The 24,401-nt window shown below is 66.5% G+C and carries 21 protein-coding genes and 1 tRNA gene; 11 read left to right on the top strand and 11 right to left on the bottom strand.

What is annotated here, in order from left to right:
* The first annotated feature begins 111 nt into the window (after positions 1 to 111).
* The 4 genes from HL653_RS24130 (at position 112) to HL653_RS07445 (ending at position 4,149) form a co-directional block, all read left to right on the top strand.
* Positions 112 to 894, top strand: a complete 783-nt coding sequence (locus tag HL653_RS24130) for a PEPxxWA-CTERM sorting domain-containing protein (RefSeq protein WP_253717685.1) — start codon at positions 112 to 114, stop codon at positions 892 to 894.
* 78 nt (positions 895 to 972) lie between these two features.
* Positions 973 to 1,048: transfer RNA gene (locus tag HL653_RS07455), tRNA-Ala, on the top strand.
* A 428-nt stretch (positions 1,049 to 1,476) separates the two neighbouring features.
* Positions 1,477 to 2,436, top strand: coding sequence for a CsgG/HfaB family protein (locus HL653_RS07450; RefSeq protein WP_171743962.1), 960 nt, complete (start codon positions 1,477 to 1,479; stop codon positions 2,434 to 2,436).
* 201 nt (positions 2,437 to 2,637) lie between these two features.
* Positions 2,638 to 4,149 (top strand): MDR family MFS transporter, encoded by a 1,512-nt coding sequence (locus tag HL653_RS07445; protein WP_171743961.1) that lies wholly within the window; start codon positions 2,638 to 2,640, stop codon positions 4,147 to 4,149.
* A 146-nt stretch (positions 4,150 to 4,295) separates the two neighbouring features.
* Here HL653_RS07445 and HL653_RS07440 read toward each other — a convergent pair whose 3' ends face one another.
* Positions 4,296 to 5,474 carry a patatin-like phospholipase family protein gene (locus HL653_RS07440; RefSeq protein ID WP_171743960.1) on the bottom strand — a complete coding sequence of 393 codons (1,179 nt, stop codon included), beginning with the start codon at positions 5,472 to 5,474 and terminating at the stop codon, positions 4,296 to 4,298.
* 226 nt (positions 5,475 to 5,700) lie between these two features.
* Complete coding sequence (locus HL653_RS07435; protein ID WP_171743959.1) at positions 5,701 to 6,483, bottom strand: 3-hydroxybutyrate dehydrogenase; 783 nt, start codon at positions 6,481 to 6,483, stop codon at positions 5,701 to 5,703.
* A 150-nt stretch (positions 6,484 to 6,633) separates the two neighbouring features.
* Between HL653_RS07435 and HL653_RS07430 the strand changes: the two genes are divergently transcribed.
* Genes HL653_RS07430 through HL653_RS07420 form a run of 3 tightly spaced genes read left to right on the top strand, consistent with a single transcriptional unit; the run spans position 6,634 to position 9,358 of the window.
* On the top strand, positions 6,634 to 7,722 hold the full coding sequence (locus tag HL653_RS07430) for a patatin-like phospholipase family protein (protein WP_253717682.1): 1,089 nt from the start codon (positions 6,634 to 6,636) through the stop codon (positions 7,720 to 7,722).
* Positions 7,723 to 7,764: 42 nt separating this feature from the next.
* The gene (locus tag HL653_RS07425; RefSeq protein WP_171743958.1) at positions 7,765 to 8,520 is read left to right on the top strand and encodes an acetoacetate decarboxylase; all 756 of its coding nucleotides are present in this window, start codon (positions 7,765 to 7,767) and stop codon (positions 8,518 to 8,520) included.
* Positions 8,521 to 8,533: 13 nt separating this feature from the next.
* Entirely contained in the window at positions 8,534 to 9,358 is an 825-nt protein-coding gene (locus HL653_RS07420; RefSeq protein ID WP_171743957.1) for an acetoacetate decarboxylase, read from the top strand.
* Positions 9,359 to 9,466: 108 nt separating this feature from the next.
* Here the strand turns inward: HL653_RS07420 and HL653_RS07415 are convergent, their stop codons facing one another.
* Positions 9,467 to 10,198 (bottom strand): hypothetical protein, encoded by a 732-nt coding sequence (locus tag HL653_RS07415; RefSeq protein WP_171743956.1) that lies wholly within the window; start codon positions 10,196 to 10,198, stop codon positions 9,467 to 9,469.
* Between the two features lie 98 nt (positions 10,199 to 10,296).
* On the opposite strand from HL653_RS07415, the gene HL653_RS07410 reads away from it, so the two are divergent.
* Together HL653_RS07410 and HL653_RS07405 are read left to right on the top strand one after the other, a co-directional pair.
* The gene (locus tag HL653_RS07410; protein WP_171743955.1) at positions 10,297 to 11,610 is read left to right on the top strand and encodes an aminotransferase class V-fold PLP-dependent enzyme; all 1,314 of its coding nucleotides are present in this window, start codon (positions 10,297 to 10,299) and stop codon (positions 11,608 to 11,610) included.
* Between the two features lie 202 nt (positions 11,611 to 11,812).
* Positions 11,813 to 13,315, top strand: coding sequence for an ATP-binding protein (locus HL653_RS07405; protein WP_171743954.1), 1,503 nt, complete (start codon positions 11,813 to 11,815; stop codon positions 13,313 to 13,315).
* 136 nt (positions 13,316 to 13,451) lie between these two features.
* Here HL653_RS07405 and HL653_RS07400 read toward each other — a convergent pair whose 3' ends face one another.
* From HL653_RS07400 to rfbC, 8 genes are all read right to left on the bottom strand, one after another.
* Entirely contained in the window at positions 13,452 to 15,746 is a 2,295-nt protein-coding gene (locus HL653_RS07400) for a CHASE2 domain-containing protein (protein WP_171743953.1), read from the bottom strand.
* 90 nt (positions 15,747 to 15,836) lie between these two features.
* Positions 15,837 to 16,922 (bottom strand): FecR domain-containing protein, encoded by a 1,086-nt coding sequence (locus tag HL653_RS07395; RefSeq protein WP_171743952.1) that lies wholly within the window; start codon positions 16,920 to 16,922, stop codon positions 15,837 to 15,839.
* Positions 16,919 to 17,782: a response regulator transcription factor gene (locus HL653_RS07390; protein WP_253717680.1), complete on the bottom strand. Its 864-nt coding sequence runs from the start codon at positions 17,780 to 17,782 to the stop codon at positions 16,919 to 16,921. The genes HL653_RS07395 and HL653_RS07390 overlap by 4 nt, the downstream gene beginning before the upstream one ends.
* Before the next feature lie 101 nt (positions 17,783 to 17,883).
* Positions 17,884 to 18,069, bottom strand: coding sequence for a hypothetical protein (locus tag HL653_RS07385; RefSeq protein WP_171743951.1), 186 nt, complete (start codon positions 18,067 to 18,069; stop codon positions 17,884 to 17,886).
* 177 nt (positions 18,070 to 18,246) lie between these two features.
* Positions 18,247 to 19,119 carry a glucose-1-phosphate thymidylyltransferase RfbA gene (gene rfbA / locus HL653_RS07380; protein WP_171743950.1) on the bottom strand — a complete coding sequence of 291 codons (873 nt, stop codon included), beginning with the start codon at positions 19,117 to 19,119 and terminating at the stop codon, positions 18,247 to 18,249.
* Complete coding sequence (rfbD, locus tag HL653_RS07375) at positions 19,116 to 20,009, bottom strand: dTDP-4-dehydrorhamnose reductase (RefSeq protein WP_171743949.1); 894 nt, start codon at positions 20,007 to 20,009, stop codon at positions 19,116 to 19,118. The genes rfbA and rfbD overlap by 4 nt, the downstream gene beginning before the upstream one ends.
* Positions 20,006 to 21,079, bottom strand: a complete 1,074-nt coding sequence (gene rfbB / locus HL653_RS07370; RefSeq protein WP_171743948.1) for a dTDP-glucose 4,6-dehydratase — start codon at positions 21,077 to 21,079, stop codon at positions 20,006 to 20,008. Before rfbB ends, rfbD begins: the two co-directional genes overlap by 4 nt.
* Positions 21,076 to 21,636, bottom strand: coding sequence for a dTDP-4-dehydrorhamnose 3,5-epimerase (gene rfbC / locus HL653_RS07365; RefSeq protein ID WP_171743947.1), 561 nt, complete (start codon positions 21,634 to 21,636; stop codon positions 21,076 to 21,078). Before rfbC ends, rfbB begins: the two co-directional genes overlap by 4 nt.
* Before the next feature lie 111 nt (positions 21,637 to 21,747).
* Between rfbC and HL653_RS07360 the strand changes: the two genes are divergently transcribed.
* Both HL653_RS07360 and HL653_RS07355 read left to right on the top strand, forming a co-directional pair.
* Positions 21,748 to 22,770 carry a phytanoyl-CoA dioxygenase family protein gene (locus HL653_RS07360; RefSeq protein ID WP_171743946.1) on the top strand — a complete coding sequence of 341 codons (1,023 nt, stop codon included), beginning with the start codon at positions 21,748 to 21,750 and terminating at the stop codon, positions 22,768 to 22,770.
* Positions 22,767 to 24,398 carry a beta-3-deoxy-D-manno-oct-2-ulosonic acid transferase gene (locus tag HL653_RS07355; RefSeq protein ID WP_171743945.1) on the top strand — a complete coding sequence of 544 codons (1,632 nt, stop codon included), beginning with the start codon at positions 22,767 to 22,769 and terminating at the stop codon, positions 24,396 to 24,398. Before HL653_RS07360 ends, HL653_RS07355 begins: the two co-directional genes overlap by 4 nt.
* Positions 24,399 to 24,401: the final 3 nt, after the last annotated feature.

The following is a 24,401-nucleotide window of genomic DNA, read 5'->3' as shown; positions in this document are numbered from 1 at the left end:
ACGACCGGGCTCATGCTTCCTGCGTTGGCAGGAGCTCAGTCGGTTACCACCAATTCCGATGTTTTCCTGTTCCGAAACGGGATCCTGGTCCAGGAGGATCACGCGCCGAGCATGGCGAGCGGAACGTCCGCCACCGTCAACATCAACCCTGGTGCAGGCGATCCTTTCGGCGCGCTGGTCACCGGCTCCGCCTATACGGATGGCACTGCTTATGCCTATTCCACGATCCTGAACTATCAGGGGCCGGGCGGTAGCATCGGCACGATCCAGGGCGATGGCGGCGGCGGGGTGACGTTCAGTTATCTGAACGCGGGCACCAGCGCAGTCCACGCTTATCTGGATCTCGACCTGGCGCAGCTTCGGCTCGATACGCAGAACGTCCAGGGATCGACGGGCGGAGACGCCTATGCCGCCCTGTTCGCCTACGGTTTTGCGCGCCTGAACGGGACCAGCATCTACGACGACGCCTTGCTCTTCCGTGCGGACGCGACGGACACCGGGCCGGGCTTTTCCTTCTCGCAATCGTTCAACGCGGCGATGACCAACACCACCACCAGCCTCGCCTGCGCCACCTATGCCAACAGCTACAACCTCTGCAGCGGAAGCGTCAGCGGCGTCCTGGATCTGGGCCTGATCGGCGTTGGCGACACTTTCGAACTGGACTATATCGTCAATGCGCGGGCACGGGCCGATATGATCGGAACGGAGGACACGCCGGGATATGCGCGCGCCTACAATGCCGGCTCCTGCTTCCCTTTCTGCAACAGTGCGCTTCGTCTTGAACCCGTCGAGGCGTCGATCATACCCGAACCGGAGAACTGGACACTGATGCTGCTCGGTTTCGGCACGCTGGGCACCGCGTTGCGCCGTCGGCGAATCCACACGATCAACTGATCGAAGGGCAGCGACTACCAGGAAAAGCGGCGTTGCATCGCCCGGTCAGCCTCGCTAAGGGAGCGCACCGCTGGTGACGGGGCTGTAGCTCAGATGGGAGAGCGCTGCAATCGCACTGCAGAGGTCAGGGGTTCGATTCCCCTCAGCTCCACCAGCGGTAATTCCTTGAAATATAGATAGTATTCAGCGTGCGCGCCGTATCTCGACGCGCTCACCATACTGCCGGCCGATGCGATCCCGCCCGATCGCCCCTGGCTCATAAGCTCCCGCGGTTGCACCGCTGCCGGATATTCCCGGCCTGGATCGCCGGAAATCGCCAATACCCGCGCCTCCCGTTCAGGCCCTCGCGCGCCTTGGCCCGATCCGCAAATACAGAATGAAACGTCGATCATTAAGACCACATCGGACCTATACTTCTCCGAGTCAAAATCGAGTCGATAGAAGTTCGGATATCCGTTGAAATAATAGAGACCCGAATTCACTGAGAATCGCATTGGCACGGTGCCCCCCTCTTGTTATCCGCCTTCGGCTTTCGGACGATCGATTCCGAAAGGGACTTCATAGATTCGAAGGGGGAATCGCGTGGTGCGTAAGCTTGTCGTAGCGACTTCGGTTGCGGTGCTTCTCATTCCGGCCGTGTCGGTTCCGGCCGCCCAGCCGTCCGGCGCCCAGAAGCAACAGGAAGCCGCCGCGAACGACGTTCCGCATTGCGCGCGCAAGCTCGGCACCGTGTCCGTGGCGGACGGCGATGATCCGTCGGGCTGGACCCAGTTCAGCCTGGCCCCGCCCTCCAAGCTGCTCAAGGTGCTGATCCAGCGCTCCGGCTGCTTCAATCTCGTCGATCGCGGCACCGGCCTGCGCGCGGCCGAGATCGAGCGGAACATCGGCGGCGATCTCGGCCATCAGCGCGGCGCGAACGTCGGGATCGGCCAGATCAAGGCGGCGGATTATGTGCTGGTCGCGGAAGTGCAGGCCGCCAATCGCAATGCATCGAGCAGCGCGGTGGGCGCCGGCATCGGTGGCCTGATCGGCGGCCGGTTCGGCGCGCTGGCCGGCGGCATCGGCAGCCGCAAGATGGAGGCGAACACCGTCCTCTCGCTCACCAATGTCCGCACCACCGAGACGATCCAGACCGAGGAGGGCTATGCCGTCAAGAACAGCCTGAGCTTCGGCGCGGGCGGCGGCGCCGGCTTCTTCGGCGGCGGCATCGGCGCGGTCGGCGGCGGCTATGACAATACGGACATCGGCAAGATCGTCACTTTGGCCTTCATCCAGGCCTATTCGAAGATGGTGACCGATCTGAATCTCGTCCAGCCCGGCGCCACCGGCACCGCGGAAGCGACGCCGACCAAGACCTTCACGGCCATGGCCCCGGTCGCCATGCGCAAGACGGCCGTCGCCTCGGCCGCGACGATCCGGACGCTGCCGCCCGGCGCGATCGTCTATCCCACCGGAAACAAGAACGGCCTGTGGTGGGAAGTGGCCGACGAGAATGACAATGTCGGCTGGGTGCTGAACACGAAGCTGCAGCCGACCCAGTAACGGTCATGTCCGCACGGGGCCGGCCGGGTGAAGCCGGCCCCGTGCGGCACCGCCCCGAGTCCCGTTTTTCGGGCGGATCGGGCGAGGAGCCCGGTAAGCCCTTGATGTCGGTGGCGGAGGAGCCCATTCGGGCGCCGTAGTGTCGTTTCCACCTTCCCTCCCCCTCGCCCCGCCCCTGCCAGTTCTCCGGAGCGACCAGCAGTGAGGCCACGGCGGCGCGGCCTCGCCTCGGTCAATGCCGAGGTCCGGGACGGCATCGTGCCCGCAGCGGACGCGCTCGCGCGCACCAGCGACATCGGGCCGCCCGCCTCCAGCCAGAATTATCGGATCGTGGCGCTCATCATCGCGAGCGCGCTGTTCATGGAATTCGTGGACGCGACCGTCCTCGCCACCGCGCTGCCGACGATGGCGCGCGATTTCGGCGTGCCGGCCCCCACGATGAGCGTGGCGCTCACCTCCTATCTGCTGGCGCTCGCCATCTTCATCCCCGCTTCCGGCGTGCTGGCCGATCGCTTCGGATCGCGCGTGATCTTCCGCGCGGCGATCCTGTTGTTCATGGTCGGCAGCCTCGCCTGCGGACAGGCCCCCACCTTGTCGATGATCGTCGTCGCCCGCTTCGTGCAGGGAATGGGCGGCGCGATGATGATCCCGGTCGGTCGGCTCGTGCTGCTGCGCTCCGTCGCCAAGAAGGATCTGGTCGATGCGATGTCGTGGCTCCTGGTGCCCGCGCTGATCGGCCCGATCCTCGGCCCGCCGCTCGGCGGCTTCATCGTCACCTATCTGGACTGGCGCTGGATCTTCTACATCAATCTGCCGGTGGGCCTGCTCGGCTTCTGGCTGGTCGGCCGCTTCATCGCCAATTTCCGCGAGGCCGATCCTCCCCGCTTCGACGGCAGGGGCTTCGTGCTGAGCGGCGTGTCGCTCGGCTGCCTGCTGTTCGGTTTCGAGATGCTGAGCCGCCCGGGCGAAGGCCGCATCGCGATCGCGCTGGTCGCCATCGGCGCGGTCACGGGCCTGCTCTACGTGCGCCACGCGCGCGGGCGGGCACATGCGATCCTCGATCTCACCTTGCTGCGCGACGACACGTTCCGCCTCTCCGTGATCGCCGGATCGATCACGCGCATCACGCAGGGCGCACAACCCTTCCTGCTGCCGCTGATGATGCAGATCGGCTTCGGCTTCTCGGCCGCCCGCAGCGGATCGATCACGGTCGCCACCGCGATCGGATCGCTCGCGATGAAGGCGTTCGCGCCGCGCATCCTGCGCCGCCTGGGCTTCCGCCGCGCGCTGATCGCCAACGGCGTGATCGCCACCGCCTGCTATGCGCTGTGCGGCCTGTTCAGCCCGAGCTGGCCGCTCTGGGCGATCTTCACGGTGCTCATCGCCGCCGGCTTCTTCATGTCGTTCCAGTTCACCGCCTACAACACGATCGCCTATGACGGCGTCGACAAGAGCGACATGAGCAGCGCGACCGCTTTCTATTCCACGCTACAGCAACTCATGCTGTCGCTCGGCATCTGCATCGGCGCGCTGGCGCTGCACGGAATGATGCTCGCGCGCGGCCACAGCAGCCCCGCCATCGCCGATTTCTCCGCCGCCTTCTGGATCGTCACCGCGATCTCCTTGTCCGCCACGATCTGGAATCTGCGCTTCGCCAGGGATGCGGGCCGGCAGATCAGCGGGCATGCCGGATCAGGCGAAGAGACAGCCTAATTCCCTGCCCCATCCTCCCCGCCAGGGGGAGGTGTCAGGCGCCGGCCTGACGGAGGGGGAGGAAGCAGGCCGATCGCGGACCTCCCCTGCGTCGCTTCGGCGCCCCCCTCCCCCGCCAGAGGGAGGATGACAGAACCAGCTCCGCCCTACTTCGGCTTGCTGATGAAGTCGTACACCGCCAGTCCCGGCAATTCGGGCGGCGGGGTCAGCACCTCGGGGTGGGACAGGGTCTCGCGGGCATTTTCGTAGCCGATCCGCCAGTGATCCTCCATCGTCCAGCGCGAGAACTCATAGTCCTTGGACTGCTTCTCGTAGCTCGGCGACTTATAGATCAGCTGGACGATATTATAGACGGCCGGGTCGGATGCCTCCGCCAGCAGCTTGGCCGCCGGGGTCGCCGCCAGTTCGGGCGGCATGTCCTTCATCAGCTCGCGATAGGCCGCGCGCAATTTCTGCTTCGCCGCGAACTCCTGCGTGGCGAGGCGGGTGCGGCTGGAATATTGCACCTCCTTGATCCGCGTCGCCACGCCCGCGAGATCGATCGGCAGCGCGCCCGCCGCGCTCCACAGATCGACCTGGAAAATCAGCGTATCGAGCTTGGACTGCGCCGACAGCACCCAGCTGAGCGGCGTGTTGGAAACGAGCCCGCCGTCCCAGTAATATTTGCCCTCGATCTCCACCGGGCCGAACGCGGGCGGCAACGCGCCGCTCGCCATGATATGCTCGGGGATGATCGTGTCGGTGGCGTTGTCGAAATACGCGAAATTGGCGGTCTCGACGTCAACCGCGCCCACACTGAACCGCATCGTGCCGGGATGGTTGATGCGATCGAAATCGACGAGCCGCTCCAGCGTCGTCTTCAGGTCCGATGTGCCGTACCAGCTGGTCGCGCCGTCCGCGCCGTCCGATCGCGCGAAGGGCGGGGGCATGCGCGGCGTGAAGAAGCCATTCACGCCCTTCGCCATCACGCCCGCCGCCGCCAGCTGATTGACGATGCCGCGTGCCGGGCCGTCGCGCAGGAAATCGGGCAGCAGATCGCTCCACGAGATCGTGCTGGTGCTGACCAGCTCCCAGAAGGCGCGCAGCTTGGCGACGCGCTCCTCGGGCGGATTGCCGGCGATGATCGCGCTGTTGACCGCGCCGATGGAAATGCCCGCGATCCAGCTGGGTTCGATCCCGTCCTCGGCCAGCGCCTCATAGACGCCCGCCTGATAGGCACCGAGCGCGCCGCCGCCCTGCAGCAGCAGCGCCACGCTTTCGAACGGTGTTCCGGTGACGCACGGCTTGGCGGCGGGCGCCTTCGTGGGGCGGCGCTGGGTGCTCATGCCGGAGATCCGAGGACAGGATGAGAGGGGAGCAGAAACTGCATCGAGGCACCTTCCTCTTGCGCCGTTGCCGAGACAACGCCACTTCCGACTGTTCGTGGATAGGGGTCATCGGCCCCCGGTGCGAGGGCCGATACAGGCGGGCTGCGGCGGGCGACGGATCATGCGGAACAGCGTCTTGCTGCGTCCCGCTGATCCCCCGCCTCCGGCAGCGGCCCCGATTGCCTTACTGCGCCGTCCAGCCGCCATCGACCGGGATGGCGATGCCGGTCATCTGCGCGGCCGCATCGGTGCACAGGAACGCCGCCAGCTCACCCATCTGCTCGGGCGTGGCGAACTGCTTGGAGGGCTGCTTCTCGCTCAGCAGATTCTCGGTCGCCTGCTCCACGCTGATGCCGTCGCGCGCGGCATTGTCCTCGATCTGCTTCTGAACGAGCGGGGTGTGGACCCAGCCGGGGCAGATCGTGTTGCAGGTGACGCCCGTGCCCGCCGTCTCCAGCGCGACCACCTTGCTCATGCCGACCACGCCATGCTTGGCGGCGACATAGGCGGCCTTGTGCGTGCTGCCGATCAGGCCGTGGACCGAACCGATGTTGATGATGCGGCCGAAGCCCTTCTCCTTCATGTAGGGAAGCGCCGCATGCATGCCCCAGAACACGCCCGAAAGGTTGATCGCGATGATCGCGTTCCACTTCTCGGCCGGGAAATCCTCCAGATTGGCCGTGTACTGGATGCCGGCATTGTTCACGAGGATGTCGATCTTGCCGAAGCTGCTCACGCACAGATCGACCATGGCCTTCACCTCGTCGGGCTTGGAGATGTCGGCGCCGCTATAGACGGCCTTGATGCCGTGCTTGGTTTCCAGGTTCACCCGCTCCGCCTCGATCGCGGCGGCATCCCCGAAGCCGTTGATGACAAGATTTACGCCTTTGGAAGCAAGAACATGCGCGATTCCGAGCCCAATCCCGCTAGTCGATCCGGTGACGACGGCGCTAAGTCCCTTAAGCATCTGAAGTTTCCCCGCTTGGAATTGTCCTCGGATCGCTTCGCCGAACCAGAATAGGTCCGGGGAATCGACCTTGCCGTCTCATCTAGCGTGCGGTACGTCAGGCTACCACTGTAAAGTCGGGGATACCTTGGCAGTGGTTGGGGGGACATTATGGCGACGCAGACCATGCCGAAGCCGGGGGCGACGCCGGAGTCCAAGCCAAATTCAACGCCATACAAGCCAGGGCTGAACAGCAAGAAGGTCAACCTCGCGCTGCAGGGCGGCGGTGCGCACGGCGCCTTCGCCTGGGGCGTGCTCGATCGGCTGCTGGAGGATGGGCGCGTCACTTTCGATGCCGTGAGCGCGACCAGCGCGGGCGCGATGAACGCCACCGTGCTGGGCTACGGCCTCACGATCGGCGGCGCGGACGGCGCGCGCGAGGAACTGCACAAATTCTGGAAGAAGATCAGCGACGAAGGCGCCAAGGGCCCGCTGCAGCCGTCCCTGATCGACAAGATGCTGGGCAATGACAGCCTGGACTACAGCCCGGTCTTCCTGATGATGGATCTGCTGTCGCGGGTCATGTCGCCGTACGAACTCAATCCGATGAACGTGAATCCGCTCCGCAAGGTGCTGGAGGACTCGGTCGATTTCAACGTGCTGCGCGAAGGCTGCCCGATCAAACTGTTCCTCTCGGCCACGAACGTCCGCACCGGCAAGGTCCGCATGTTCGAAAATCACGAGATCGGGCCGGATCAGGTGCTGGCCTCGGGCTGCCTGCCCTTCATGTTCCAGACCGTGGAGATCGATGGCGAAGGCTATTGGGACGGCGGCTATATGGGCAATCCGGCCATCTTCCCGCTGATCTACGGCAGCGAGACGAACGATGTCGTGATCGTCCACATCAATCCGCTCAACCGCGACGAGATTCCGAAGACGGCGAAGGACATCCTCAATCGCCTGAACGAGATCAGCTTCAATTCCAGCCTGATGCGCGAGATGCGCGCGATCGCCTTCGTCAGCCATCTGATCGACGACGGCCAGCTGGACGACGACAAGCATCGCCGGATGCTGATCCATTCGATCCAGGACGAGGCGTTCATGACCAGCCTGGGCGTGACGAGCAAGCTCAACCCGGACTGGAAATTCCTTCAGAAGCTCCGCGACGTGGGCCGTGCCTGCGCCAGCAAGTGGCTGGACGAGCATTTCGCCGACGTCGGCGTCCGCTCCTCGACGGATATCAAATCCTCTTTCCTGTAACAGGTTTTCCATATCCGTTCGCGCCAGGGGGGTTGCCGACCGATGACGCCTGAAGAAATCCTCAAGCTGCCGTCCATGCCGGCCGCGGCGCCCAGCTACCCGCTCGGGCCGTACCGGTTCATCAACCGCGAATATCTGATCATCACCTACGAGACGGACCCGGTCGCGCTGCGCGCCGCCGTGCCGGAGCCGCTGGTGCCGAACGAGGAAAATCTGGTTCTCTACGAGTGGATCCTGATGCCCGACAGTTCGGGCTTCGGCGATTATACCGAAAGCGGCATCGTCATCCCCTGCACGTTCAACGGGGAGCCGATCAACTACACCGCCCAGATGTATCTGGATGATGAGCCGCCGATCAGCGCGGGCCGCGAAATCTGGGGCTTCCCCAAGAAATATGCGCTGCCCAAGCTCACCGTGAACAGCGATACGCTCACCGGCACGCTCTATTATGCGGGTCAGCTCGTCGCGATGGGCACCATGACCTACAAGTGGAAGGAAAGCCCCGGCGGGATCGAGGCGATGGCCAAGGGCATGACGAAGACGTCGTGCAACCTGAAGATCATCCCCGATGTCGATGGCAGCCCCAAGATCTGCCAGCTCGTGGCCTACAATCTCGAGAATATCACCGTGAAGGGCAGCTGGGTCGGCCCCGCGCGGCTGGAACTCATCCCGCACGTCAACGCGCCGGTCGCCGATCTGCCGATCAAGCGCATCGTCGGCGGAAAGCATTATGTGGGCGATCTCACTCTGCCGCACGGCCGGGTGCTGTTCGACTATATCAAAGACGCTCAGGGCTGAGGGGGGCAAGGCCATGAACAAGCAGGATGTGCTGAAGCTCAGCTCGATGCCGCTGCAGAGCCCGACCTATCCGGAGGGCCCGTACAAATTCTTCGAGCGCCAGTATCTGGTCATCTATTACCGCACCGATCCGGCGCTGATCCGCAAGATGCTGCCCGAGCCGCTGGAGCCCGATGGCGACACCGTCTCCGTCCAGTGGCTCGATCTACCCGACGGCGAGGGCTTCGGCGCTTACTCCGCCGCGCTGCAGGCGATCCCCTGCACGTTCGACGGCGAGAAATGCACGTTCCTCACCCAGATGTACGTCGACAATTGCCCGCCGCTCGCGGGCGGTCGCGAAATCTGGGGCTATCCGATGAAATATGGTATCGCGAAGCTGGAAACGGCCAGCGACACGCTCACCGGAACGCTCACCTATTCCGGCCAGCGCGCGGCCAGCGGCACGATGGTCTACAAGCACAACGCCGTCGCCGATAAGACCGAGCTGGAAGCTCTGCTGAAGCGCACGCAGGTGACGCTGAAGCTGATCCCCGACATCGATGGGTCGGCGGCGATCGCCCAGCTGGTCGGCATCAACTTCGCCGACATCGTCGTGAAGGGCGCCTGGACCGGCCGCGCGCAGCTGGAGCTGATCCCCTCGGTCAACTGCCCGATGGCCGACCTGCCCGTGCTGGAACACAAAGGCGGGCTCCACCTCGTCACGGACATGACCCTGCCCTACGGCCGCGTCCTGCACGATTATCTCGACCAGAATGCCGATCTCGCGCGCGCGCCGATCGGCTCCTCCGGCCAGGGCGATCTCTCGGGCGGCGGTGATCCGATGGTGGCCGCGAACTGAGGTCGATCGTCCTCGACCACAACATTCGTCTTTGCGACCCCGGCCTGAGCCGGGGTCGCAAAGACGATCCTACGAAAGAGGATCACGCTTTGGGAGCGGCGGCGCCCCTCAGATGAAGTTGTTCGGCCAGATCACCGATCGCCACATATGCGCGGTCGTCGATCCATCGAAGCCCAGCCCTTCCTCGGGCTCGCGGAAATGGCGGCCGATGATGTCGGTGAAGATCTCCGGATCGAAGGGCGGCGTGTCGTCGAAGAAATAGGTGTCGTAGAGCGTCACCAGCCGCGCCGACATGTACCAGCGATGCCCGCGCGCATGCTCGGCATCGCGGCGGATATAGTCCGGCGGCACATAATCGGGGCCGAAGAAGCGATCATAGCTTTCGGGATAGGCATAGCCCGCCGCCTCGTCCGCATAATAGCGCAGCGCCTGATGATATTGCACCGCCCACGCGATTTCGGGATCGACATAGGGCGCGATCATCTGCGCGCCCCAATAGCCATGATCGGTGCGGATGAGGCAGCCGTTGGAGATGTCGTGCAGCAGGCAGGCCAGCACGATCTTCTCGTCCTGCCCGTCATCCAGCGCGCGCTTGGCGCTCACCGTCAGGTGACGGATCACGATGTCCGACATGCGGAAGCGCAGGAAGTCCACCAGCTTCGGCCGCTCGGGCATACGCGGCAGCGCCGGATTGTCGCCCATCATGAACACGTGGTCCGCGTCCATCATCCCGAACATCTCCGGTTCGGGATCTGCCACGCTCGTCCCGACCCGCCCGACCGGGGCCGGCACGATCATCCGCGTGCGGCCGGCCTGCGGGAAATCATCATCCTCGTTCATCGCCGTCATCTTTCTGCTTTTGGCGGGCGGCCTCTCTATCAATTGACATGGGAGTTCCGCAAATTGCGCGGCACTCTGCCCACGGGAGCCCGCCGCCGATGACCTTCGCGCCCAGCCGCCGCCAGTTGATCACGACCGCGATCGGAGCTCCGGCGCTGCTCGCCTCCTCGGGGGTTCTCGCCGCGCCCGGTTCGGCCCCGGCACCCCAGCCAACGCTCGCCCCCAACTCCATCGCCATCGCCGATCTGCCTGGCCATTTCGATATCGAGCCCGGCTATCACAATCTGGAGGCCGGCTATTGGAGCATGATGCCGCGCGTCGTGGCCGACGCCTTCGTGCGCCATACGCAGCATGTGAACCGCGCCAATTCCATCTATGCGCGCAACGTCCTGCCGGAAGGCGACACGCTCGCACATGACAGCCGCGCCGCCACCGCCGCCATCGCCCGGCAGGTCGGCTGCGCGCCCGAGGAGATCGCGATCACGCGCAGCGGATCGGATGCGCTGCAGATGCTGATCGTCAACTATAAGGGCCTGAAGCCCGGCGACGGCGTGATCCATTGCGATCTGGATTACGATTCTACCATCTGCGCGATGGATTGGCTCGGCACGCACAAGCAGGCGGAGGTCGTCCGCTTCGCCATGCCGGAGCCCGCCACCACCGCGAACATCCTCGCCGCCTATGAGGATGTGCTGAAGCGCACGCCCAGGGCCAGGCTGCTGCTCGTCACGCAGGTCTCGAACCGCACCGGCCTCGTCACGCCCGTGAAGGAGATCGTGGCGATGGCCCGCGCGCGCGGCGTCGATACGATCGTGGACGCCGCCCACGGCATCGCCCTGATCGATTTCCAGCTCGACGATCTCGGCGCCGATTTCGTCGGCTGGTCGGTCCACAAATGGACCTCGGCCCCGCTCGGCACGGGCGCGATGTACATCCGCAAGAGCCGCATCGCGGACATCGACATCGCTTATGGCAACACGCACATCGATCCGGCCAACATCAATGCGCGCGTCCCCGCCGGCACGATCGATTTCGCCGCGATTCTCTCGATCCCCACCGCCGTCGATTTCCACTTCGCGGTCGGCGCGGCCGCCAAGGAAAAGCATATGCGCGCGCTGCGCGATCGCTGGGTGAACCAGGTGCGCGATCTCCGGACTGTCGAGATCATGGTGCCCGACGATCCCGCCCGCTACGCGACGATCACCGGCTTCCGCCTGAAGGGTATGGATACGGACGCGAAGGCGCAGGCCGTGCAGAAGGCCCTGTTCGAGAAGCACAGGGTGCTGACCATCTGGCGCGCGGGCGTGGACAAGGGCCCGGTGATCCGCGTGACCCCCGGCTTCTACAGCACGACCGAGGATATGGACGCGCTGGCGAAAGCCCTCCGCGCGGAGCATGCGATGTTTATCTGAGTGCCACTCCTTCACCGTTTGCCCTGAGCTTGTCGAAGGGCCGTCCTTCTAACGCGAGGAAGGAAAGAACGGTGCTTCGACAAGCTCAGCACGAACGGCGGGGGTGAAAGCCAGCGCCCCTCACAAAAAACTGTGGATGTTTCGCGCCCATCCTGACTCGCGCCCTTGCGCCCGCCTCTCCGATCCGCAGAGAGTATCGGCCATGTCCGTCCGCATCGATCTCGGCACCGATCCGGCCGGAAGCTCCGCTCCGATCGATCTGGAAGAGCTGCTCGCCACCCGTCTGCTCGTCCAGGGCAATTCGGGTTCGGGAAAGTCGCATCTGCTGCGCCGTCTGCTGGAAGAGAGCGCGCCCTGGGTGCAGCAGGTGATCATCGATCCCGAGGGCGATTTCGTCTCGCTCGCGGACCGCTTCGATCATCTCGCCGTCGATGCGGCTGAGTATAGCGAGGGTGAGATCGCCGGCATCGCCGCGCGCGTGCGCGAGCATCGCGTGTCGGTGATCCTCAATCTCGAAGGGCTGGAGGTGGACGCCCAGCTCCGCTGCGCCGGCGCCTTCCTCAATCGCCTGTTCGATGCCCCGCGCGACCAGTGGTTCCCCGCCATCGTCGTCGTGGACGAAGCCCAGCTCTTCGCCCCCGCCGCCGCCGGCGAGGTGGGCGAGGAAGCGCGCCGCGTTTCGCTCGCCGCGATGACGAACCTGATGTGCCGCGGCCGCAAGCGCGGCCTCGCCGGCATCATCGCCACCCAGCGCCTCGCCAAGCTCGCCAAGAATGTCGCGGCCGAAGCCTCGAACTTCCTGATGGGGCGCACCTTCCTCGATATCGACATGGCGCGCGCGGCCGACCTGCTCGGCATGGAGCGCCGCCAGGCCGAACAGATTCGCGATCTGGAGCGCGGCCAGTTCCTCGCGCTCGGGCCAGCCCTCGCGCGCCGCCCCTATCTCGTGCGCATCGGCCCGGTGCAGACCGGCACGCGCGGCGGCAGCCCCGGCCTCGCCCCTCTTCCCGAGCGCACCGGCGAGGAGCGCCAGTCTTTGCTGTTCGACATGCTGGAGGAAGAGCCCGTCGCCAAGGCGCCGCCGCCCTCCTCGCCCGCCGTGCCGATGGAAATGCTGTTCCGCCCGCGTCCCATGGCCATCGCCGCCATGGCGCCCACCGAACCGGCGGGCCCGGACGACGAGGCGCTCGCCGCCATCTCGGACGAGGTGATCGCCGAAATGGTGATGGACGAGGATGCGATGCTGCGCGGCGGCGCGGCCCTCTATCAGGATTATGCGCTGCGCTGCCGGATGCGCGGCGCCGCCCGCCCGCCGCTGGCGATGACGGCCTTCTCGCGCGCGCTCGCCCTCGGCCGCGCCGGAATCTCGACGGCAGAGGCCGAGACGGACTGGGCCGAGGCGATCGCACTGGGCGATCGCCTGCCCGAGGATCTGCTCGGCCTGTTCCTGATGATCGCCCGCGCCGCGCGCGAATCCGCCCCCTGCCCCACGATCGACGATATGGCGCGCGTCTACGGCACGCAGTCGCTCGGCCGCGTGCGGCGTCTGGTCGGCTATCTGGAGGCGCAGGGCGTGATCGCCACGCGCACCGATTTCCGCGGCCGCCGCTCGATCGGCATTCCCGAACTGGGCTGGTCCACCGGCGTCGAAAGCGAAGGCGGCACCCGCACCGAGCCCGGCGAAGCGGGCTTCACCACCCACTGAGCAAAAACAAAACCCGTTTGCCCTGAGCCTGTCGAAGGGCCGTCCTTCTTTCTCAAGACCGCGGAAAAGAAAGACGGTGCTTCGACAAGCTCAGCACCAACGGAGAGTGGGAGCGCTTTCTCCCCCATCTCCGACGTCAGATCTCGCCTTCGTCCTCATCCAGCGCCAGCGGCAGGCGCAGCCAGAAGCAGGCGCCGCCCTCGTGCCGGTTCTCGCAACCCACCGTGCCGCCATGCCGCTCGATCACGGTCTGCACGAAGGCCAGCCCCAGCCCCGCGCCGCCCTGATTGCGATGGCTCCGATCCTCTGCGGTGCGGAAGCGCTCGAACACGCTGTTGATCAGTTCGGGTGCGATCCCGGCGCCTTCGTCCTCGATCCGGCAGACGAGCATCGGCCGCCCTTCCTCGCCGCGCGGCAGCGCGATCGTGCAGAAGACGCGGCCATAAGGCGGGCTGTGCTTCACCGCATTGTTGATCAGGTTGACGAGCGCGCGCGTCAGCAGCGCATGATCGCCGCGCACCAGATGCTCGAGGCCGTCATATTCGGTCGTGATGTCGATGCCGTTCTTGCTGGCCAGCGCCCACTGGTCGTCGGCCGCCTCGATCAGCAGGGTCGAGAAATCCAGCAGATCGTCCGCATAAGCGGCGGATTCGGCACGGGCGAGCTGCACATAGGCATCCGCCAGCCCCAGCGTCCGCCGCGCATAGGCCGCGATCCGCGCGCGCACCTCGCGATCGTCCAATCCCTGATCCAGCAAAGCGAGGATCGAGGCCTGCGGCGATCGCATGTCGTGCGTCAGCAGTTGCAGCGCCTCCTCGCGCTGGCGGGTGGCGAGGCGGATCGCGCTGATGTCGGTCAGCCGCGCGATCCAGCCCACGCGTTCGCTCTGCGCCGACGCAAGCGGGGCGACCGTGACGATGAAGATGCTGCCGTCGCGCGCCACCAGTTCGCGCTCGCCCGCCTGCGCCAGCGGCACCGCCGCGATCGGCGTGCGCGACAGATCGGCCAGCAGCCCGTCGATCGTCGGTGCCGTCCCGCCGTCCGCCAGCGCCTCGCCGAACAGGTCGTGCGCCGCCTGGTTGGCGACGAGCATCGTGCCCTCGCGATCCAGCACCAGGGTGGGATCGGGCAGGCTCTGCAGGCTGTCTGAGAAGAACTGGCGAAGGTCGCGCACGCGCTCGATCGCGCGCTCCAGCAATTCGGTCTGCTCGGCCACGGGATCGCCGAACATGAAGGGATCGCGCTCGGGTCGGGGCGCGCCCGGCAGCACGTCCGGCTCCTCGCCCAGTTCCTTCAGCTCGCCCGACATGAAGGCGCTGGTCGCCGCCAGCCGTCGCCACGCCCAGAGCGGATAGACCACCGCCAGCGCCGCGAGCCCCCCCGTCGGCGGCAGCCAGAAATTGGCGAAGCGCAGCAGCAGCGCGCTCGCCGTCAGCATCCCCGCCATCAGGCTCACGCCGATGATCAGGTTCACGCGCGGCGGCAGGCGCAGCAGCGCGACGAGCAGGATCGTGAGCGGCAGCAGCGTATAGGCGCCCACCGCGAACGTGCCGGCCGGATGGATCAGATCGTCGTGGATCAATCCCTCGACGACATTGCCGAGGATCTCCACCCCCGGCATCGCCGAGGTGCCGCCGCTCTCCGGTACCGGATATTGGTCGCCCGATCCCGCCGCCGTATTGCCGATCAGCACGATCTTGTTGTGGAAGAATTCGGGCGGCACCTCGCCGTTCAGCACGGAATGGAACGAGACGGTGGGGAAGCGCCCGCCGAGCGCACCGAAGCGCACCAGAGCGGGCGCCGCCACGGTGAACCGGCCCGCCGGCAGCGCCTCCGCGCCATGCCGGCGGAAGGCCGGCGAGGGGTGGCCGAATGCGGTCTGATAGAGCGCCTCGGCGAGGTGCGGCCAGCGCTGCCCGCCTCCGCCCGCGACCAGACCCGCGCGCCGCACGATCCCGTCCTCGTCGAACGTGACGACCGCCTGCGCCGTGCCGTGGACGGCGGCGGCCACCGGCGGCACCGGCTTCTCGGGATCGAACGGCGCGCCGTTCGCGCCGGGGATCGCGAAGGCGATGGGCAGCGTCACCTTGCCGCTGGCGCGCATCGCCGCCGCCAGATCGACATCGTCGGGATGCGGCTCCACGAACAGCACGTCATAGCCGATCGCCGCCGGCCGCGCGGCGGAGAGGGTGCGGATCAGCCCGGCATGGACCGAGCGCGGCCACGGCCACACGCCGATCGCGCCGAGGCTCGGCTCGTCGATCGCCACGATCGCCACGTGCGGATCGGGTTTGGCCGGGCTGAAGCGGACCAGACTGTCGTAGAGCAGATTGTCGCCGCGCGCGATCAGGCCGACGGCCCCCGCCATCATCACCGTTCCGATCGCAAGGATCGAGACGAAAAGCCATTCGAGGAGAAGGCGGCTCCGCACTCCGCTCCGCTGCGCTCCCTCACGATCCGGCGTGGCCGGGTGCCCTGTCATACTATCGTACCGATTCGGAGAGGCAAACAGGCGGCGCGATCAATCGCCGGTCTTGGCGCCGGTCTTGGGAGCGCCGTTGCCCAGATCGCCCGGAATGGCGATGTGGTGATCGTAGGGAATGTCCTGCGGCAGTCCTTCCAGCCCGTTCACGTCGATCGCGGAGGCACGGATATAATAAGTGCCGTTGGGCAGCGACGACACGGTCGCTTTCGGCGCCTTGCTGGTGACTTCGCTGCGGAGATCCCGGAAATCGGCATCGGCCGCCACCACGAGGCGATAGGCCAGCGCGGCGTCCATCGGCTGGAACGAGAAGATCAGCGTGCCGTCGCGCTGGTGGCCCACGGGGCTCAGGATTTCGGGCGGCGGCAGCAGGGCGATCGGCTTACCGGTCGATTGATCGTCCGATCGCGCGCCATAGCCCGCATCCAGCCCGATCCCGCCATCCTTGCCCTCGACGCCGACCGCGCCCTTCAGCACTTCGGCCGTCCCGGCTTTCTGATCGTCGGCATAGGATACGCGGAAATCGGTGCCGCGCACCGCCGCCACAGAAACCGGCGTGCGGATCTCGAACGAGGTGCTGCCGTCCTTGCTGGGCGTCACCTGCGCCTCGCTGCGGCCCGCCTCCAGCGCCAGCACGCGCTGCACGCGATTGGAGATCAGCACCTTGCGGAGGCGCACGATCCGGACCGTGCTCAGCGACGGCAGGGTGACGGCGGTGCCGTCGCTCAACTGGAAGGCGACCGAACTGTTCGCGCCGGTCGCGATGCGGATCCCCTCGCCCACCAGCATGCCGAGGCGCGCCGGGCCCTGCTGCCCGATCGTCACGTTGCCGCGAAAGGCGATGATGCGGGCACCCTGCACCTCGGTCTTCAGCAGGGCCGCCGGGATCTGCAGCGTCGTGCCCGGCGCAAGGCGCATCGGATTGGCGATATTGTTGGCGCGCTGCACCTGCGCCGCCGCGTCGGGACTGGTGAGATAGACGGCGGCGATCTTCGGCAGCGTGTCGCCGGGCCGTGTGCGATAGGCGAAGGGCGCGCCGGATCCAGCCTCGTAAGGCTGAGGAGCCTGCGCGAAAGCCGGCGTTGCAACAGCGAGAAGCAGTGCGAGCGCCGGCGTCAATTTCACCAAGTTTCTCCGGCCGTGGGATCGATCTTCTCGAGCCGATAGCCATAACTGTAGACTGGCACCAGCTTGTAACCGAGCGCCGGGCGCAGCCGCAGTTTCTCGCGCACCCGCGACACGTGCACGTCCAGCGTGCGCGTCATCAGATCGGGATCGTGCCCCCACACCGCATCCATCATGTAGGAGCGGGACATGGCGCGATCGAGATTGCGGAACAGCAGCAGGCCGAGTTCGAATTCCTTCGGCGTCAGCGGGATCTGGTCGGGCCCGATCGAAACCGATCCCAGGCGATGATCGAACACATGATTGTCGAACCGCTCGATATCCTTGGCTGGCGCCGGATAGGAGCGGCGCAGCAGCGCATTGACGCGCGCGATCAGCTCGCCACCGCGCACGGGCTTGGCGACATAATCGTCGGCACCGGCATCCAGCGCCTGCACGATATCGGCTTCGTCGACGCGGCTGGTGAGGAACAGGATCGGCATCGGGCCGTCCAGATGCGCACGCGCCCAGCGCAGCACGTCGATCCCGGCCACCTCCGGCACGTTCCAGTCGAGCACCAGCATGTCGAACGTCTCGCGCTTCAGGCGGGCGAGCATCGCCTTGCCGTCGGCGAAACATTGCACGGCATGGCCCGCGGTCTGCAGCGTGGCCAGCACATGCTCGGCCAGAGCGGTATCATCTTCCAGCACACCGATACGCATAGGATAGGCCGTGAGCCTCCTCAGGGATTTCGCCTTGTCGGCATTAGCCCAACTCGGCTCGTTCGCATAATCGTCGCTCGATCCGCTGGCGCGAAGCAGGGCTGCGGCGGAAGGCGAAAAGGCGCCATCAAACGCATCCTCGTTTCGATCCTGAATCACCACTCGATCCCCCATCGCACGCACATCGTCACGCACGCCCGCACTGCGGACGCGTTGAAATCATTCGCGGCCCGAATAGCCGCGAACATCCGTCATTTTGATCAGCCGCCGATCACCAGCCCGGCAAGACGAGCAAAGATCATCCAGCACGCAATGGCGCTGACCGTGCAGAAAATAACACGATCGGTCCGCCGCCATTTCTCGGAATCACCCGGCATATTCAGATCAGCGAAATTCAGAAAGAATGGCTGAAAACGAATATCGCCGGAGAAAGACTGCGTGGACATGGACGAATTCCCGAATGACGGGATCATCGATACGGAGTGCGCCCCCGATCCACAACAAGGCAATCGTAAAGGGTTGTTACGCTCCGCCCACAGCGGCGGGCGGAGCAAGGCGAGCCGGCGCCGCGCGATCGGATCGACTTGGCAATGCGCGGCGAACGCGCATTACCGGGCAGGAGCCTAGGAGCGCTCGTCCGCCAGCGCGAGGAGATAGCGGCCATAGCCGGTCTTCGCATAGGTTTCGCCGTGGCGGCGCAACTGCGCGACATCGATGAAGCCCGCCTCGAACGCGATTTCCTCCAGACACGCGATCTGCAGCCCCTGCCGGTGCTGGACGGTGCGGACGAACTCGGACGCCTCCAGCAGGCTGTCATGCGTGCCGGTATCCAGCCACGCATCGCCGCGCGTCAGCGGCTCCACATAGAGGTCGCCCATTTCCATGTAGAGCCGGTTGAGATCGGTGATCTCCAGTTCCCCACGCGCGCTCGGCTTGATCGTGGCGGCCAGATCGCAGACGCGCTCGTCATAGAAGTACAGACCCGTCACCGCATGATGCGATTTCGGCTTTTCGGGCTTTTCCTCGATCGACAGCGCCCGGCCCTCGGCATCCAGCTCGACGACGCCATAAGCCTTCGGATTCTCGACGCGATACGAGAAGACAGTGGCCCCCGTCTCGCGCGACGCGACACGCCGCAGGCGCTGGCCCAGCCCCGCGCCGAAGAAGATATTGTCGCCCAGTACGAGCGCCGCCTTGCCCCCGTCGACGAACGGCGCGCCGATCGTGAACGCCTGCGCCAGCCCTTCCGGCTTCGGCTGCAGCGCATATTCGATCCGGAGGCCGAATTGCTCGCCGCTGCCGAACAGGCGGCGATAATTGTCGAGATATTCGGGCGACGAGATGATGAGGATCTCGCGCATGCCTGCCAGCATCAGCACCGACATCGGATAATAGATCATCGGCTTGTCGTAGATCGGCAGCAGCTGCTTGTTCACAGCCAGGGTCGCCGGGTGGAGGCGCGTGCCGCTGCCGCCCGCCAAAATGATACCCTTCATGCCGTCACCTTCTCTGCAAGCAATATGTCCACGATCTCGTCGATCGCCTCGCGCCACGGACGGGGTGCGATTCCGTAATCCCGGGTGATCTTGCCCGTCGCCAGCCGCGAATTGGCCGGGCGCCGCGCCGGCGTCGGATAGTCCGCCGTCGTGATCGCCGAAACTTGGGGGCTGGGGCCGCCCCGCGTCGCGGCGCGCGCGAACACCGCCTCCGCCAGGCCATGCCAACTCGCCTCGCCCGCATTGACGAAATGATAGGTGCCTGTGGGCGCCCGATCGTCCGTCAGCAGGCGATCGAGGATCGTCGCCACGGCATCCGCAATATCCAGCGCCGACGTAGGGCAGCCATGCTGGTCCGCCACCACGCGCAGTTCCGGGCGCTCGGCGCCCACGCGCAACATCGTCTTGATGAAATTGGCGCCGAACGGGCTCACCACCCACGCCGTCCGCAGGATCACATGGGCCGGATTGGCGCTGCGGATCGCCTGCTCGCCACCCTCCTTCGACGCGCCATAGACGCCGATCGGCGCGACCGGATCGCCCTCGGCGTAGAAGCCGTCCCGCGATCCATCGAACACATAATCTGTCGAGAGATGGACGATCGGAATGGCGCGCGCCGCCGTGCCTGCCGCCAGCGCGGCCGGGCCGATCGCATTGGCGCGCCACGCCGCGACGACGTCGCTCTCGGCCTTGTCCACCGCCGTATAGGCACCGCTGCTGACGACGGCCGCCCAGTCGCGGCTCGCCAGCATCGCCTCGATCGAGGCGGGATCGGACAGGTCCAGTTCGCTCCGCGACGGCATCACCAGATCGAACCGATCGCCCGCCACCTGCCGCAGCGCCGTACCGACCTGCCCCGATCCGCCCGTGACGAGGACGGCGCGGCTCATCCCTTCAGACCGAGGCGCTTCGAGGCATCCTTCTCGACGAGCGGACGCCACCAGGCTTCGTTGTCGAGATACCAGTTCACCGTGCGCGCGATCCCGCTGTCGAAGCTTTCCTGCGCCTTCCAGCCCAGCTCGCGCTCCAGCTTGGAAGGATCGATCGCATAGCGATGATCATGGCCCGGCCGATCGGTGACATAGCCGATCTGCTCCTCATATTTCTTGCCGTCGGCGCGCGGGCGGACCTCGTCGAGCGTGGCGCAGATGCGCTTCACCACATCGATGTTCGTCTTCTCCGCGCGGCCGCCGATGATGTAGCTCTGGCCGATCACGCCCTTTTCGAACACCGTGGTCAGCGCGCGGGCATGGTCCTCGACGAACAGCCAGTCGCGCACGTTCAGGCCCTTGCCGTAAACCGGCAGGGTTTCGCCCGCGAGCGCCTTCAGAATGACGAGCGGGATCAGCTTCTCGGGATAATGATAGGGCCCGTAATTGTTCGAGCAGTTGGTGACGATCACCGGCAGCCCGTACGTGTCGTGCCAGGCGCGGACGAGATGGTCCGACGAGGCCTTGGACGCCGAATAAGGCGAGTGCGGATCGTAAGGCGTCTCTTCGGTGAAATAGCCGTCGTCGGCCAGCGTGCCGAACACCTCGTCGGTCGAGATATGGTGGAAGCGGAACACCGCCTTCTCCGCCTCGTCCAGCCCCTTCCAATAATCCAGCGCGGCCGACAGCATCGAGAAGGTGCCGACGATATTGGTCTGGATGAACTCGGCCGGTCCGTCGATCGAGCGGTCCACATGGCTTTCGGCCGCCAGATGCGTGATCACCTGCGGGCGGAATTCGGCGATCGCCGCCGCCATCGCCGCCTGATCGCAGATGTCGCCCTGCACGAAGCGGTAGCGCGGGCTGTTCGCGATCGGCTCCAGGCTGGCGAGATTGCCGGCATAGGTAAGCTTGTCGACGTTCAACACCTCATGCGCGGTGTCGCGGATGAGGTGGCGCACCAGCGCGGAGCCGATGAAGCCGGCGCCTCCGGTCACGAGGATGCGAAGCGAAGTGGGGGCGTCGGTCATGCGTCGATCGGCTCCAGAGGTACGCCATCATAATCGAAGGGGCTGTCGAGATCGGCCAGGGTCGGCAGGATCTTGTCCTTGGCGGACAGGACCGGGTCGCCCGCAAGCGGCCAGGGCAGGGCGATGGCCGGATCGTTCCAGATCACGCCGCCCTCGGCGCCGGGCGCGTAGAGATTGCTGCATTTATATTCGACTTCGGTATCGGGCTCGAGCGTGACGAAGCCGTGCGCGAAGCCGATCGGCACGAACAACTGCCAGCCATTCTCGGCGGACAGTTCGGTGCCGATCCACCGGCCCCACGTCGGTGATCCCTTGCGGATATCGACGGCGACGTCCCAGATCCGCCCGTGCACGCACCGGATCAGCTTGTCCTGCCCATGCGGCGATGCCTGGAAATGAAGGCCGCGCAGCGTGCCCACCTCGGCCGACATGGAATGATTGTCCTGCACGAACGTCGCGCCGATTCCGAGATCGGCGTAGCGGGCGGCATTGTAGGTTTCGACGAACCATCCGCGCTCGTCTCCGAAGCGCTTCGGCTTGATCAGCTTGACCGGCATCTTGCCCCCTTCCGCCAGAATCACCGCTTAGCGCCGCATAGACGACAAACAAAGTAACAAACGGTTGACCGCGCGCCCCCGCCGCGCGAAGCGCAGGCGAGAGCCCCGACCATGTCTGCGATCCGCCGCCTTCTTCTCCCATGGTGGGCCCTGCAGCTGGCGACCGACGCCAAATCCTTTCGCGACAATCCGCTGATCGGCTCGCCCGATCTCAACCGGCGCGGCCTCCATGCCGCGCGCGTCAGGCTCGCCGCATGGCTGGCAGCGGCGCGCCGGCGCAGGCTCGCCCGGCTGGTTCCCGCCGATCTCGCCGCCGCCTTCGATCGCGACGGCTTCGTCCTGATCCCCGATTTCCTGCCGCCCGAGCAGTTCGCCGCGCTCCGCGATCAGGCGATGGCCGCCTCGTTGCCAGCGCGCGAGGTCGTTCAGGGCGATACGATCACGCGCCGCATCGCGCTCGGCCCCAAGGCGCTCGCCGCGATCCCCGCCCTCGCCGCGCTGTTCAGGGACAAACGCTGGCGCGGGCTGATCCGCTATGTCGGCAGCTTCAACAGCGAGCCGCTCGTCTATATCCAGTCGATCCTCTCGCACCGTTACGATGCGCCGCCCGATCCGCAGGAGGCGCTCCACGCCGACACCTTCCACGCGACGGTGAAGGCCTGGTATTTCCTCACCGACGTGGCCGAGGACGAAGGCCCCTTCACCTATGTCCCCGGCTCGCACCGCACGACGCCCGCACGCCTCGCCTGGGAGCAGGAGCGCAGCGTGCGCGCCTCCACCGGCGACCTCGATCATCTCTCCGCGCGCGGCTCGCTCCGTATCGCGGCGAGCGAACTGCCCGCCCTCGGCCTGCCCCCGCCCCGCGCCTTCGCGGTGCCCGCCAACACCCTGGTCGTGGCCGACACCAACGGCTTCCACGCGCGCGGCCCCTCGGTGCGCCCGTCCACGCGCGTCGAGATCTGGGCTTATGGCCGGCGCAACCCGTTCCTGCCGTGGACGGGGTTCGATCCGCTCAGCCTGCCCGGCATCGCCGAGCGGCGCGTGCCGCTCTACTGGCGCGCCATGACCCTGCTCGCCCGCTGGACCCCGCAGCCTTGGGCCGATGTCGGCCGCAAACGCCCGACCGACGAATGAGCGGCGCGCGCGCACCGCTGCTGCGCTCCCCGCCTTTTCCCTGGGTGACGTCGGAGGTGGCGGCCGTCAGCCGCCGCGTCGCCCCGTCCGCCGCCGCGCCCGATCCCGAGCGGGCGGACCGGCTGATCGCGGCCGTCCGCGCCGCCCGCGTCGGCGGCGACTTCTGGCGCCCTCCCGCCGATCCGCTCCCGCCCGGCACGCTCGTGCTGCAGGCGACGACCGAGGCGGAGGCCCGCCACCTGCTCGCCGAAGCCGGCGGCGGCCCGCACGTCGTCCTTTGCGCGCCGGCGGGCGCCAAGGCGTGGGACCTGCCCGTCGCGCGCATCCTGCCCGATGCGATCGATCCGTGGAGCCTGCTCGCGCCCGGCATCGGGCTCGCGGTGGTGAGCGAGGAATGGCGCCTGATCGGTCGGATCGCGGGTGCCGACCTGATCGGCGACACCCCCACCCCCGCCGCTTTGGCCGACGCGCTGATCGGCCATGTCGCCTATCGCGATCCCTTCACCGGCCAGGCCGCCAGCGCCGAGGAAATCGTCGCTCTGCTCGCCGACTGGCGCGCGCATCTGGATGCGAACCGCGCGATCGGCGCCTGCGCCGGCATGGCCTGGTGGAAGAAGGCCCGGATCGCGGAATTCCTGTGGACGGGTCGCGACCGCCCGCTCGCCTTCGCGAGCGACGGGGAAAGCGGCGTCCCCGCCGCCGGTCGCGACGCGCTCGCCGTCTGGCCCTCGCGCGTCACGCCGGACCTGATCGCCGAAGCCGAGGCCGCGCGCGTGCCCATCGTCCGCGTGGAGGATGGCTTCATCCGCTCGGTCGGCCTCGGCGCGAATCTGCTGCCGCCTTTCTCGATCGTCGTCGATCGCGGCGGCCTCTATTATGATCCCGGCCTCGAGAGCGATCTGGAGCATCTGCTGCGGACCGCAATAATCCCATCCGAAATGGTCGAACGTGCCGGGGCTCTCGCCGCGCTGATCGTGAAGCACGGCATCAGCAAATATGGCAGCGCCCCGCCGCCGCCGCCCGCGCCGCGCACCCGCCGCACCGTGCTGGTGATCGGCCAGGTCGAGGATGATCTGTCGGTGAAGAAAGCGGGCGGAGACGTCGCCGGCAATCTCGGCCTGCTCCGCCGCGCCCGCGCCGCCGAGCCCGACGCCTATCTCCTCTTCAAGCCCCATCCCGATGTCGATGCCGGCCACCGCGTCGGCGCGATCCCCGATGCGGACGCGCTTGGCCTGGCCGACGAGGTCGTCCGCGCCGAAGCGACCCCGTCCCTCCTCGCGCGGGTCGACGCCGTCCACGTCCTCACCTCGCTCGTCGGCTTCGAGGCGCTGCTGCGGGGCCTGGAAACCCACGTCCACGGCAGCCCCTTCTATGCCGGCTGGGGCCTGACCCGCGATCATGGGCCGCCGCTGCCCCGCCGCACCCGCCGCCGCACGCTGGGCGAACTCGCCGCCGCCACGCTCATCCTCTATCCGCGCTATCTCGATCCGGTCACGCGGCTGCCCTGCCCGCCGGAGGTATTGCTGGCGCGTTTCGCCGCCGGATGGAAACCCCGCCCCAGCGCCGTCGTTCTGTTCAGACGGTGGCAAGGCCGGATTTTCAAGTTGTTTGGGCGCGCGACCAGTTGAGTG

Origin of the sequence: Sphingomonas sp. AP4-R1 (assembly GCF_013113735.1) — a bacterium.
Lineage (GTDB): Bacteria > Pseudomonadota > Alphaproteobacteria > Sphingomonadales > Sphingomonadaceae > Sphingomonas_I.
The sequence above is the reverse complement of the archived record's forward strand: the minus strand, read 5'-3'. Positions and strand labels throughout refer to the sequence as shown.